We start from the raw sequence: 13,028 nt of genomic DNA on the forward strand, positions 1-13,028 counted from the left end.
CGAGCTGAGACCGACCAACGAGCGGTCGATGATCATCGGCCGGATCTTACCCGGACGGAGGGAACCATGGGGGGCAGGGTCGCCCGTACGGCGCGTACCTGGCTGGTGGTGCTCGGGGTGGTGGCGGCGTTCGCGCTGCTGCCGGCCGCGCCGGCCGCCGCGCACAACTCGCTGACCGGCAGCGATCCGCGCGACGGGGCCCGGCTGGCCGCCGCGCCGGAGCGGATCGAGCTGCGGTTCCTGGCCACGCCGAAGGAAGCCACGACCGAGGTCACCGTCACCGGGCCGGACAACGTGGCCGCTGCCGGCGGCGCGCCGACCTTCTCCGGCAAGCGGGTGACCGTGCCGTTCCGGCCGGGCGCGGCCGGGCTCTACATCGTCACCTACCGGCTGGCCTCCGACGACGGCCATCCGATCAAGGGGGAGATCCGGTTCACCCTGACCACCGGCACCCCCGCCGAGGCGCCGTCGGCGAGCGCGCCGCCCACGAGTGCCGCGCCCGCCGCGCCTACCAGCGCGGCGCCGAGCCCGACCCCGGCCGCCGCCGAGGCGGACGACGACGGGGGTACGGGCTGGCTGTGGGCGGCCGGCGCGGTGGTGGTGCTGGCCGCTCTGGGCGGCGGGCTGCTGCTGCGCCGCCGGGCCGCCCGCCGCTGACGCCGGCCGGTCAGCGGGAGCCGGCTCGCGGGGAACACTCCGCGTGACGCGGCCGGCGCAACGATCGCCGAAAACGCATATGCCTCTGAGTCATAATCATGACTCAGAGGCATATCGCTCGACAGGGTCACCTTCTCCCGGCCACGACACGCCCGGGCCGTCGGCGGGCCTGCCGCTCAGACCAGGCGTACGCGGGCGGCGCGCAGCCGGGTCAGCGTACGGTCGCGGCCGAGCACCTCCAGCGACTCGAACAGCGGCAGCCCGACGGTGCGGCCGGTGACCGCGACCCGTACCGGCGCCTGCGCCTTGCCGAGCTTCAGCCCGCGCTCCGCGCCGACCGCCTCCAGCGTGGCCTTGAGCGACTCGGCGTCCCAGGACTCCAGCGCCTCGAACGCGACGATCGCCGCGTCCAGCAGGTCGGCCGCGCCCTCCTTCATCGCCTTCGCCCACGCCGCCTCGTCGATCAGCGGGTCCGCCAGGAAGAGGAAGTCGACGTTCGGCACGATCTCGCTGAGCACCGCGATCCGGGTCTGCGCCAGCGGAGCCACCGCCGCGAACGCGGCCGGGTCGAACTCCTCGGGCTGCCACGGCGGCGGGGCGATGGTGTCGGTGCCGGTGAGCCACGGCTGGCAGGCGGCGACGAAGTCCTCCACCGGCAGCGCCCGGATGTAGTCGCCGTTGAACGCGCGCAGCTTCTTCTCGTCGAAGAACGCCGGGGACGGGTTGACCTCGTCCAGCCGGAACTCCTCCTCGATCACCGACCAGGGCACGATCTCCCGGTCGCCCGACGGCGCCCAGCCCAGCAGCATCAGGTAGTTGCGCATCGCGTCGGCGAGGTAGCCCTCGTCCCGGTACGCCTCCAGCGCGACCTTGTCCCGCCGCTTGGACAGCTTCTGCCGCTTCTCGTTCACCACCACCGGCACGTGCGCCCAGATCGGCGGCTTGACCCCGAGCGCGTCCCACAGCAGCTGCTGCTTCGGGGTGTTCGGCAGGTGCTCCTCGGCCCGGATCACGTGGGTGATCCCCATCGACATGTCGTCCACGACGTTGGCCAGCAGGAACACCGGGGAGCCGTCGCCGCGGGCGATGACGAAGTCCTCGATCAGCTTGTTCTCGAACGTCGGCTCGCCGCGCACCAGGTCGACCACCACGGTCTCGCCCTCGTCCGGCGTACGGAAGCGCAGCGCCCGGCCCTCGCCCGGTCCCAGGCCGCGGTCGCGGCAGAAGCCGTCGTAGCCGCGCTGCTGCGGCCCGGTACGCGCCTGCACGTCCTCACGGGTGCAGTCGCAGTAGTAGGCCCGGCCGCCCTCGTACAGCCGCTGCGCGGCGGCCCGGTGCTCACCGGCGTACGAGGACTGGAAGTACGGACCCTCGTAGCTGCCCCGCGCGATGCCTATCCACTCCAGCGCGGACAGGATGCCCTCGGTCCACTCGGGCTTGTTGCGGGCCGCGTCGGTGTCCTCGATGCGCAGCACGAACACCCCGCCCTGCTGCTTGGCGAAGATCCAGTTCTGCAGCGCCGAGCGGGCGCCGCCGACGTGGAACATACCGGTCGGGGAGGGGGCGAAGCGTACACGTACCGTCACGTCCCCCAGCCTACGGCGGGCCRCCACCGAGAAAGGAAGGGCCCCTTCTTAACGCCTCCGGAGGTGAAGGGGCCCCTTCTTAACAAGCGCGGCAGCCGGCGGGCGTCACGGCACGGAGCGGATCTTCACGACCAGGGCGCTGCCGAGCAGCGTGACCGCCGCGGTCACCGCGTACAGCGTCGGGTAGCCGCCGAGGTGCACGACGATCGGTGCGGACAGCGCCGGACCGAGCACCTGCGGCGCCGAGTTGGCAATGTTGATCACGCCGAGGTCCTTGGCCCGGTCGGTGGCGGCGGGCAGCACCTGCGTGATCAGCGCGGCGTCCACCGACAGGTAGACGCCGTACCCGGCGCCGAGCAGCAGCGCCGCGACGATCGCCATCGGCCAGGTGGGTGCCACCGCCAGTAGCGTCGCCGCCACCGCCATGATCAGCCCGGAGGCGATCACGAAGACCTTGCGCCGGCCGGAGCGGTCGGACATGCGCCCGGCGACCACAGCGGTCAGCATCATGCCGACCGTGTAGAGCAGGATCAGGATCAGCAGCGAGCCCTCGGGGTCGGCCACCCGTACCCCGTCGGTGAGGAAGTAGAGCAGGTAGAGCGTGCCCAGCGCGTTGCCGGTCTGCACCAGGAACCTGGTGAACCACGCCCAGGCGAAGTCGGGGTGGCGGCGCGGGCTGATCCACATCGAGGAGAACAGCGAGCGCAGCCGCAGCGGCGAGCGGTGCTCCCGGGGCAGGTGGTCGTCCTGGGTCAGCAGCGCGAACGGCAGCGACAGCAGCAGCACGGCGAGCGCGATCGCGGCGTACCCGGCGGCGTTGCCGGTCACCACGGCCGTCACCAGCACCGCGCCCAGCACCAGGCCCAGCGCCTGCGGAATGCCCACCCAGCCGGACACGCCGCCACGCTGCGCCACCGGCACCCGATCGGGGATCGCCGCGGTGAGGCTGGCCAGCATTGCGTTGAAGCAGACCTGCGCGGCCACCCAGGCCACCGCCACCCCGGCGATCGTGTTCTGCCGGGCCAGCAGCACCAGGGCGAGCGCGCCGATCACCGCGCCGAACGCGGTCCAGACGTGCCGGCGGCCGAAGTGGCGGTTGGCCAGCCGCAGCGAGGTGCGGTCGGACAGCGCGCCGGCGAGCGGGTTCGCCAGCACCGCGGCGAGCGCGCCGATGCCGGTGACCACTGCCAGCATCGCCTCCTTGTCGGCCGGCGCGATCCGTTCCACCTGCTGCGGCAACAGCACCTGGATCGGGGTGAAGAACGCCATCCAGACGCCCAGGTTGGCCGCGAAGATCAGCGCGATCCAGCTCCGCCGTACCGGCACCGTCGGTTCGGCGAGCGCCGCCGGCAGCGAGGCCGGCGTCGGGTTCACTGTGGTCACCGCCGGACCAGGTCCCGGAACCAGGCGTACGACGACTTCGGCGTCCGCCGCTGCGTGTCGAAGTCGACGTGCACCAGGCCGAACCGCTTGGTGAAGCCCTCGGCCCACTCCCAGTTGTCCAGCAGCGACCAGACGAAGTACCCGGTCACCGGCACGCCCTCGGCCATCGCCCCGCGCACCGCGCGGACGTGCCCGTCCAGGTACGCGATCCGCTCCGGGTCGTGCACCCGGCCGTCGGCGTCCGGCGCGTCGTCGTACGCGCAGCCGCTCTCGGTGATCTGGATCGGCGGCAGCGCGTCGCCGTACCGCCGGTGCAGTTGGAGCAGCAGGTCGCGCAGGCCGTCCGGCGCCACCGGCCAGTCGAACGCGGTACGCGGGTAGCCCTCCAGCGGCACGATGTCGAACGGCAGCGGCGAGCCCGCCTCGGGCGCCCGGATGGCGGTCGGGTTGTAGTAGTTGACCCCCAGCACGTCGATCGGCGCGGCCAGCACGTCCAGGTCGCCGTCCCGGATCACCGCCGGGTCGAGGCCGGGAGCGTCCGGGTAGCCGCGCCCGAGCAGCGGATCGGTGAACAGGAGGTTGTGCAGCGCGTCGTACGCCGCGGCGGCGGCCCGGTCCGCGTCGGTGTCGCCGGCGACCCGCACCGGGGAGTAGTTGTTGGCGATCGCCACCGGGGACGTGGTGCGGGCGCGCAGCGCGGAGACCGCGAGACCGTGCCCGAGAAGCTGGTGGTGGGCCACCGGGAAGGCGTCGAACAGCAGCATCCGGCCGGGGGCGTGCACGCCCATGCCGTAGCCCATGCTCATGTGGATGAACGGCTCGTTGAGCGTGATCCAGAGCTTCACCCGGTCGCCGAGCCGGGCGGCGGCCAGGTCGGCGTACTCGGCGAAGCGCGCGGCGGTGTCCCGGTTCAGCCAGCCGCCGGCGTCCTCCAGCGGCTGCGGCAGGTCCCAGTGGAACAGCGTGGCGACCGGGTCCACCCCGGCGGCGAGCAGGCCGTCCACCAGCCGGTCGTAGAAGTCCAGCCCGGCGGCATTGGCCGGGCCCGTGCCGTCCGGCTGGATCCGGGGCCAGGCGAGCGAGAACCGGTACGCGGACACCCCCAGCCCGGCCAGCAGCGCGGTGTCCTCGGCGTACCTGTGGAAGTGGTCGCAGGCCCGGTCGCCGGTGCTGGCGTCGGCGACCCGGCCCGGCTCGTGCGCGAACGTGTCCCAGATGGACGGACCGCGACCGTCGGCAGTGGTCGCGCCCTCGATCTGGTACGCGGAGGTGGAGACCCCCCAGCGGAAGCCGGCGGGGAACTCGGGCATCGGCGCGGTCGTCAAGGCACCCTCCAAGACATGAAGCGTGCTCGCGACTCTAGGGCTCGGCGGACCGCCGCGCCATAGGCCGAGATGACTGGGTGGCGCAAGGGAGTTCGGCGTGTCTTTTCCGAACCCGTCCGCTTAAGTCCGATTTACACATAGAGTGCCAAATATCGCGGATGTGATTTAAGTGGGGGAAAGATACTCATGATCCTCGTGGAACGAAGCGCGCACGTGGCGGCGCCGGTGGATGTGGTCTGGGACGTGGTGCAGCGCGCCGAGCAGCTGCCGGCCTGGCTGGCGGGAGTCCGCGCGGCCGAGGTCCTGTCCGGGGAGGGATTCGGGCGGCGGCAGCTGGTCCAGGCCGGACGCGGCGCCGCGCACGAGGCCGAGGTGATCGCCTTCCAGGAGCCGACCCTGATCGGCTGGCGCGAACGCGCGAAGGGTGCCGGCGCCCGAGCCGAGGCGCGCACCGAGATCTACGTCCAGCTGACCCCGGACGAGGAGGCCGGCGGCACCGTCGTACGGCTGATCGTCGTGCGGTGGCCCGCCGGACCCGTCAAGGCGGCCCTGCTCCGGCTCGGCCTGCGCCGGGTCGGCGCCGACCTGGAGGACTCGCTGGCCCGGCTGACCGACCTGGCCGCCGTCGGCTGACCGAGCCCAGTCCCGGCGTCGCCCGCGATGGTGACGGCCCGGCGTTCCCGCCAGGGACGCCGGGCCGTCGTTCTACCCGAGGTTGTTAAGAAGGGGCCCCTCCTCTACCGGAGGCGTTAAGAAGGGGCCCTTCCTTTCAGCTGTCGCCGCCGGTCTCGCCGACCGGGGCGGCGTTGACGTCGTCCAGCGCGTACTTGCGGGCCGCGTCGGCCGGCACGTGCGCCGGCACCACACCGCGCAGCGCGAGCTGGCGCAGCGTGGCCACCGCCACCGACTCGGCGTCCACGTGGAAGTGGCGGCGCAGCGCGTGCCGGGTGTCCGACATGCCGAACCCGTCGGTGCCGAGCGAGGTGTAGTCGCCGGGTACCCAGCGGGCGATCAGGTCCGGTACCGCGCGCATCCAGTCGCTGACCGCGACCTTCGGCCCGTCGGCGTCGGCCAGCTTCCGCGCGATGTACGGCACCCGCGGCTCCTCGCCCGGGTTGAGCAGGTTGTGCTCCTCGCACTGGACCGCGTCGCGGCGCAGCTCGGTCCAGGACGTCACCGACCACACGTCGGCGGCCACGCCCCAGTCCTCGGCGAGCAGCTGCTGGGCCTTGAGCGCCCACTGCATGCCGGTGCCGGAGGCGAGGATGTTCGCCTTCGGCGCGTCGTCGCCGACCTGCGGCGCGGGGGAGTAGCGGTGGATGCCCTTGACGATGCCCTCGACGTCCACGCCCTCCGGCTCGGCCGGCTGGAAGATCGGCTCGTTGTAGACGGTGAGGTAGTAGAAGATGTTCTCCTGCGCCTCGCCGTACATCCGGTGCAGGCCGTTCTCCACGATGTGCGCCAGCTCGAAGGCGAACGCCGCGTCGTAGGAGACCACCGCCGGGTTGGTGGCGGCGAGCAGCAGCGAGTGGCCGTCCTCGTGCTGCAGGCCCTCACCGTTGAGCGTGGTCCGGCCGGCGGTCGCGCCGAGCACGAAGCCCCGCGCCATCTGGTCCGCCGCCGCCCAGAACCCGTCGCCGGTGCGCTGGAAGCCGAACATCGAGTAGAAGATGTACAGCGGGATCATCGGCTCGCCGTGCGTCGCGTACGCCGTGCCGGCGGCGGTGAACGAGGCCACCGAACCGRCCTCGTTGATCCCCTCGTGCAGGATCTGGCCGGTGGTCGACTCCTTGTAGGACAGGAACAGGTCCCGGTCGACCGCGGTGTAGCGCTGGCCGTGCGGCGAGTAGATCTTCTGCGTCGGGAACAGCGAGTCCATACCGAACGTACGGGCCTCGTCCGGGATGATCGGCACCCAGCGCTTGCCGAACTCCTTGTCCTTCATGATGTCCTTGAGCAGGCGGACGAACGCCATCGTGGTGGCGACCTTCTGCTTGCCCGACCCGCGCTTGACGTCGGAGAACCGCTCGCTGCCCGGGATGGCCAGCGTCTTGCGGGCGGTGCTGCGCGTGGGCAGGTAGCCGCCGAGCTGCTGACGCCGGTCCTTCAGGTAGGTGATCTCGTCCGACTTCTCGCCCGGCGTGTAGTACGGCGGGAGGTACGGGTTCTCCTCCAGCTGCTTGTCCGGGATGTCCAGGTAGAGGCGGTCGCGGAAGAGCTTCAGGTCCTCCAGCGTCAGCTTCTTCATCTGGTGCGTGGCGTTGCGGCCCTCGAAGTGCGAGCCGAGCGTCCAGCCCTTGATCGTCTTGGCGAGGATCACCGTCGGCTGGCCGGTGTGCTCCATCGCCGCCTTGTAGGCCGCGTAGAGCTTGCGGTAGTCGTGGCCACCCCGCTTGAGGTTCCAGATCTCGTCGTCGGACAGGTGCTCGACCATCTTGCGGGTCCGCGGGTCGCGGCCGAAGAAGTGCTCCCGCACGTACGCCCCGGACTCCGCCTTGTAGGTCTGGTAGTCGCCGTCGGGCGTGGTGTTCATCAGGTTGACCAGCGCGCCGTCGGTGTCCGCGGCGAGCAGCGGGTCCCACTCCCGGCCCCAGACGACCTTGATGACGTTCCAGCCGGCGCCCCGGAAGAACGCCTCCAGCTCCTGCATGATCTTGCCGTTGCCGCGGACCGGTCCGTCCAGGCGCTGCAGGTTGCAGTTGATCACGAAGGTGAGGTTGTCCAGCTCCTCGCGGGCGGCCACGCCGATCGCGCCGAGCGACTCGACCTCGTCCATCTCGCCGTCGCCGAGGAACGCCCAGACGTGCTGCTGGGAGGTGTCCTTGATGCCCCGGTGCTGCAGGTAGCGGTTGAACCGCGCCTGGTAGATGGCGTTCAGCGGCCCGAGACCCATGGAGACGGTCGGGAACTCCCAGAAGTCCGGCATCAGCCGCGGGTGCGGGTACGACGGCAGCCCGCCACCGGGGTGCGACAGCTCCTGCCGGAACCCGTCGAGCTGGTTCTCGCTGAGCCGGCCCTCCAGGAACGCCCGCGCGTACATGCCGGGGGAGGCGTGGCCCTGGTAGAAGATCTGGTCGCCGCCGCCCGGGTGGTTCTTGCCCCGGAAGAAGTGGTTGAAGCCCACCTCGTAGAGCGACGCGGAGCTGGCGAACGTGGAGATGTGGCCCCCGACGCCGATCTCCGGGCGCTGCGCCCGGTGCACCAGCATCGCGGCGTTCCACCTGATGTACGCCCGCAGCCGCCGCTCGACGTGCTCGTCACCCGGGAACCACGGTTCGCGCTCCGGCGGGATCGTGTTGATGTAGTCGGTGGTGGTCAGGGACGGCACCCCGACCTGCCGCTCGCGGGCCCGCTCCAGCAGGCGCAGCATGACGTACCGGGCTCGCTTTGTCCCGCGCTCGTCGATGACACCGTCGAGTGACTCGACCCATTCGCTGGTCTCTTCAGGGTCGATGTCCGGAAGCTGGCTCGGCAGACCAGCGGTGATCACCGGGCGCTTGCGTTCCGTAGCCACAGGCGTTCCCTCGGTTTCGTGTGGGATAGGTCTCTAGCGCCATCCTGCCCCCTGGTGGCGCGTGCCGTCACCTCTCCCACCCTCAGACGCGACGCTGAACACAGGTACCCATCAGTAACTTTGCGCGATCACCGGATGCGCTATCGGCGGGCGGGGCGGGGAACCGGGCACTGCGGCAGAATGCGCCGTATGCGCAGTCAGGTGATCACCGTCCGGACCGGCTCCCGGCCGACCGTCCGGGACATCACGAGCGAGGCCGAGCGGTTCGTGTCCGGCGCCGGCGACGGCCTGCTGCACGTCTTCGTCCCGCACGCCACCGCCGGGCTGGCGATCATCGAGACCGGCGCCGGATCCGACGACGACCTGCTGCGGGCCCTGGACGACCTGCTTCCCACCGACGACAGGTGGCGGCACCGGCACGGCTCGCCCGGGCACGGACGCGACCACGTGCTGCCGGCGTTCGTGCCGCCGTACGCGACGCTGCCGGTGCTCGACGGGCGGATCCAGCTCGGCACCTGGCAGTCGATCTGCCTGGTCGACACCAACGGCGACAACCCCGACCGCCAGGTGCGCTTCTCGTTCCTGCCCGGCTGACCGGCGGCGCAGATAGTGGAGTACGTCAATTGTTGACTGGTCACGTACAATCGACTGATGGCGCACTCCACTGTCTCCGCTGAGCAGCCCGGTCCGGGTAACCGGCTGGGCCTGGCCGGGGACACCGTGCGCCGGATCCTGCACGTCGCCGCCGCGCTGCGCCACCACCAGGACGAGGCGTTCGCCGACCTGGGGCTCACTCCGGCGGCCGCCCGCGCGCTGCACCAACTGGACCCGGACCGCCCGCTGCCGGCCCGCGACCTTGCCGAGCAGCTCGGCTGCGACAGGTCGAACGTCACCGGCCTGGCCGACCGGCTGGAGCGGGCCGGGCTGGTGGAACGACGCACCGACCCGGCCGACCGGCGGCAGAAGGCGCTCGTGGTCACCGAGCGCGGCCGGGAGGTCCGCGAGCGGGTCGCCCACGTCATGTCCGACCCCCGGCTGCTCGACGACCTGAGCACCGCCGAACTGGCCGCGCTACGTGAACTCGTCTTCAAGGTCTCCGACGGCGGCTGCCCGGAGGAGTGCGGCGAGGTCTGAGCCACGCCGGGCGGAACGTGTCCGACTGGGCGCGGCGGGCCCGAGTCGGTAATGCTGTCCGACGTGACCACCCCGCACGATCTCGACGACCGGCTCCGGGCCGAACTGGCCGCGCTCGGGGCGCCCGAGAAGCGGCGCGACCTGGGCGAGCGACTGCCCGACGGCGGGCCGCTGACCGGGGCGCAAGCGCTGGCCCTGTTCGACGCGCAAGTGACCAGCCGGCTGCTCGACCTGGCCGGGCAGTGGCTGCACGGCTTCGGTGAGGGGTACCACACGATCGAGTCGGCGGGGCACGAGGGCAACGCCGCGGTGGCCGCCGCGCTGCGGCCGACCGACCCCGCGCTGCTGCACCACCGCTCCGGGGCGTTCTACTGCCTGCGCGCCGCCCAGGCCGCCGGCGCCTTCCCCACCGCCCCGCCGCCGGCCGTCCCGCCGACACCCGCCCCGGAGGCCGATCCCGACGCCGCCGTGGACGCCTCGCCCGATGCTGGTCCCGGCACCGCCGCCGGCTCGCCCAGTGCTGCTCCGCCGGCTGCCGCCGGCTCGCCCGGCAGCGCCGTTGACGGCTCGCCCGCCGCCGACGGCTCGCCCGGCACCGCTGCCCGCGCCGAGGTCCACGGCTCGTCCGGTGCCGTCCCCGGCACCTCGAGCGGCGTCTCGCCCGACGAGCCGGCCGCATCCTCCGCGCAGCGGGCCACCCCCGCCTCCTCGGCTGTCGCCCCCGCTCCGTCTGCTGTCATCCCGGAACCGTCGGCCACCCCGGCCCCGGCGGCCACCCCGGCCCTGCCGGCCGCCGTGCCCGAATCGCACGACCTGCCCGCCCAGCGCGGCACCGGCCAGGATTCGCACATCAATCCCACCTCCCAGGAGCAACGTTCCACCCAACGGCCGGGGGCGGGCGGCGAGGCGGGCAGCCTTCCCGTGGGAGCCTCGATCGTGGTGGACGCGGACGGTGGCGCGACTGTCGGCGTACCCGATCTGCCACAGCCCGCGCCCGACGACGCGTTCGCGGCGGCGGCGCGCGACGTGCTGCGCGGCATTGTCGCGTCCGTGGAGGAACCGGCCGCCGGCGGCCGGCAGAAGCTCTTCGGCCGCGCCGACCTCGCGGTCGTGCCGACCGCCGCGAACGCCGGCTCGCACCTGCCCCGCGCGGTCGGTCTGGGGCTGGCGCTGGAGCGGCTGCGCCGGGGCACCCGGCCCGCGGACGGAGAGCCGGCGGCGGCCTGGCCCGCGGACTCCGTGGTGGTCTGCTCCTTCGGCGATGCCTCGGTCAACCACGCCACCGTCACCGCCGCGCTCAACACCGCCGGCTGGTACGACCACACCGGCCTGCGTATCCCGGTGCTGTTCGTGTGCGAGGACAGCGGCCGCTCCGCCGACGGGTGGGTGGCGACGACGCTGCGGTCCCGGCCCGGCATCCGCTACTTCGCGGCCGACGGCACGGACGTGGCCGAGAGCTACCGGGTGGCGGCGGAGGCGGCGGCCTGGGTGCGCCGGCACCGCCGGCCCGCCGTGCTGCACCTGGGCGCGGTCCGGCTGATGGGCCAGGGCGACGCGGCCCGCGACCCGCTGCTGGCCACCGCGCGGCTGCTGGTCACCTCCGGGTACGCCGGGGGCGAGGAGCTGCTCAGCCGGTACGACGAGCGGGGCTGGCAGCTGCGCCGCATCGCCGAGGAGGCGCTGGACGAGCCGAAACTGGCGTCCGCTGTCGACGTCGTGCGGGAGCTGGCGCCGCGGCGGCCGGTCCGGGTGGCCCGGGCGGTGGCCGAGGCGGCGGAGCGGGCGGCCGGGCCGGGCGCCGGGGCGCGGGCGGAGGCGTTCGGCGGCAAACCGCCGGAGCTGACCGGGCCGCTGACGCTGGCGCAGAGCATCAACGCGGCGCTCGCCGACGGCATGCTCGACCACCCTCGGATGGCGGTGTTCGGCCGGGACGTGGCCGCCGGCGGCGGGGCGCACGGGGTGACCGAGGGGCTGCGGGACCGGTTCGGGGCGGCCCGGGTGTTCGACACGCCACGGGACGAGACCTCGATCCTCGGGCTCGGGCTGGGCGCCGGCCTGGCCGGGATGCTGCCGGTGCCGGAGATCCGGTACCTGGCGTATCTGCACAGCGCCGAGGATCAGTTGCGCGGCGAGGCGGCCACCATGCGGTTCTTCTCCCGGGGCGCGTTCCGCAACCCGATGGTGGTGCGGGTGGCCGCGCTGGCGGGTGAGGACGGGCTCGGCGGCCACGCGCGCAACGACAACTCGGTGGCGGTGCTGCGGGACGTGCCGGGGCTCGTGGTCGCCGTGCCGGCGCGGCCGGACGACGCCGCGCCGATGCTGCGTACGTGCCTGGCCGCGGCCCGGGTGGACGGCAGCGTCTGCGTCTTCCTGGAGCCGGCCGCGCTCTATGACGCCCGTGACCTCTACGCCGACGGCGACGGCGAGTGGACGGCCGAGTACGCCGAGCCGGGCGCCTGGGCGGACCGGCACGTGCCGATCGGGCGGGCCCGCGTCTACGGGATCGGCTCGGCCGAGGACCTCACCATCATCACCTTCGGTAGCGGGGTGCGGATGTCGCTGCGCGCGGCGGCCACCCTCGCCGCGGAGGGCGTGGGCAGCCGGGTGGTGGATCTGCGCTGGCTGGCCCCGCTGCCGGTGGCCGACATCATCCGGGAGGCCTCGGCGACCGGCCGGGTGCTGGTGGTGGACGAGACGCGACGCTCCGGCGGGGTGGGCGAGGGCGTGGTGTCCGCGCTCGTCGACACCGGGTACGTCGGCGCCGCGCGCCGTGTGGCCGGACTTGACTCGTTTGTACCATTAGGTCCGGCCGCTCGTCAGGTTCTGGTCTCCGAGGAAGCCATCACCCAGGGTGCCCGTACGCTGCTGGCACGGTAAATTCCGTTCCACCCGGTGCGCCACTTGCGCGGCGAGCCGCAACTGTGTGGACTGGGCCCGACGGTGTCACCCGACGCCACGAGCAGGGATAGATGAGGAGGCACGCGACAGTGAGCGCGACCGCTGGCCAGGCCGACGGGGTACGCAGCCTGGCGGACCGGTTCGGTATCGAGCCGGGCATGGTCGTCATGGAGATGGGCTACGACGACGACGTCGACACCGATCTCCGGGACGCCCTGACCGACCGCTGTGGGGAACTCGTCGACGAGGACACCGACGAGGTGGTCGACGCGGTTCTGGTCTGGCACCGCGACGGCGACGGTGACCTCTTCGAGCTCCTCGTGGACGCCCTCGGGCCGCTCGCCGACAACGGCGTGGTCTGGCTCCTGACCCCGAAGGCCGGCCGCGACGGCCACGTCGAGCCGAGCGAGGTCGCGGAGAGCGCGCAGACCGCCGGCCTCCAGCAGACCTCCACCATCAACGCCGGCCGCGACTGGAGCGGAGCCCGCCTGGTCATGCGGCGCGGCTCCAAGAGCAAGAAGTAGGAGCGCA

10 protein-coding genes are annotated in these 13,028 nt (G+C 72.7%); 6 read left to right on the forward strand and 4 right to left on the reverse strand.

Annotated features, from left to right (window positions below):
• Nucleotides 1-66: 66 nt before the first annotated feature.
• Entirely contained in the window at nt 67-657 is a 591-nt protein-coding gene (locus tag A8711_RS18460; protein WP_069088917.1) for a copper resistance CopC family protein, read from the forward strand.
• A gap of 176 nt (nt 658-833) precedes the next feature.
• Here A8711_RS18460 and gltX read toward each other — a convergent pair whose 3' ends face one another.
• The 3 genes from gltX to A8711_RS18475 all read right to left on the reverse strand — a co-directional run bounded on the left by gltX (nt 834) and on the right by A8711_RS18475 (nt 4,936).
• Nucleotides 834-2,243 carry a glutamate--tRNA ligase gene (gltX, locus tag A8711_RS18465; RefSeq protein WP_082931128.1) on the reverse strand — a complete coding sequence of 470 codons (1,410 nt, stop codon included), beginning with the start codon at nt 2,241-2,243 and terminating at the stop codon, nt 834-836.
• A gap of 105 nt (nt 2,244-2,348) precedes the next feature.
• The gene (locus A8711_RS18470) at nt 2,349-3,626 is read right to left on the reverse strand and encodes an MFS transporter (RefSeq protein ID WP_043329208.1); all 1,278 of its coding nucleotides are present in this window, start codon (nt 3,624-3,626) and stop codon (nt 2,349-2,351) included.
• Nucleotides 3,623-4,936 (reverse strand): GH1 family beta-glucosidase, encoded by a 1,314-nt coding sequence (locus tag A8711_RS18475; RefSeq protein WP_064448235.1) that lies wholly within the window; start codon nt 4,934-4,936, stop codon nt 3,623-3,625. The genes A8711_RS18470 and A8711_RS18475 overlap by 4 nt, the downstream gene beginning before the upstream one ends.
• Before the next feature lie 201 nt (nt 4,937-5,137).
• Between A8711_RS18475 and A8711_RS18480 the strand changes: the two genes are divergently transcribed.
• Nucleotides 5,138-5,584, forward strand: a complete 447-nt coding sequence (locus tag A8711_RS18480) for an SRPBCC domain-containing protein (protein WP_030503643.1) — start codon at nt 5,138-5,140, stop codon at nt 5,582-5,584.
• A gap of 136 nt (nt 5,585-5,720) precedes the next feature.
• Here the strand turns inward: A8711_RS18480 and aceE are convergent, their stop codons facing one another.
• Nucleotides 5,721-8,465, reverse strand: coding sequence for a pyruvate dehydrogenase (acetyl-transferring), homodimeric type (gene aceE, locus A8711_RS18485; protein ID WP_069088918.1), 2,745 nt, complete (start codon nt 8,463-8,465; stop codon nt 5,721-5,723).
• Between the two features lie 189 nt (nt 8,466-8,654).
• Here aceE and A8711_RS18490 point away from each other — a divergent pair, with 189 nt between their 5' ends.
• The 4 genes from A8711_RS18490 (at nt 8,655) to A8711_RS18505 (ending at nt 13,021) form a co-directional block, all read left to right on the forward strand.
• A complete protein-coding gene (locus A8711_RS18490) occupies nt 8,655-9,059 on the forward strand; it encodes a secondary thiamine-phosphate synthase enzyme YjbQ (protein WP_176722832.1) in 405 nt (134 codons plus the stop codon).
• Between the two features lie 57 nt (nt 9,060-9,116).
• A complete protein-coding gene (locus A8711_RS18495) occupies nt 9,117-9,599 on the forward strand; it encodes a MarR family winged helix-turn-helix transcriptional regulator (protein WP_069088920.1) in 483 nt (160 codons plus the stop codon).
• A 51-nt stretch (nt 9,600-9,650) separates the two neighbouring features.
• Nucleotides 9,651-12,476 (forward strand): transketolase C-terminal domain-containing protein, encoded by a 2,826-nt coding sequence (locus tag A8711_RS18500; protein ID WP_255365644.1) that lies wholly within the window; start codon nt 9,651-9,653, stop codon nt 12,474-12,476.
• A gap of 110 nt (nt 12,477-12,586) precedes the next feature.
• Nucleotides 12,587-13,021 carry a DUF3052 domain-containing protein gene (locus tag A8711_RS18505; RefSeq protein WP_013287823.1) on the forward strand — a complete coding sequence of 145 codons (435 nt, stop codon included), beginning with the start codon at nt 12,587-12,589 and terminating at the stop codon, nt 13,019-13,021.
• The last annotated feature ends 7 nt before the right edge of the window (nt 13,022-13,028 follow it).

Source organism: Micromonospora sp. II, assembly GCF_001709195.1.
Lineage (GTDB): Bacteria > Actinomycetota > Actinomycetes > Mycobacteriales > Micromonosporaceae > Micromonospora > Micromonospora chalcea.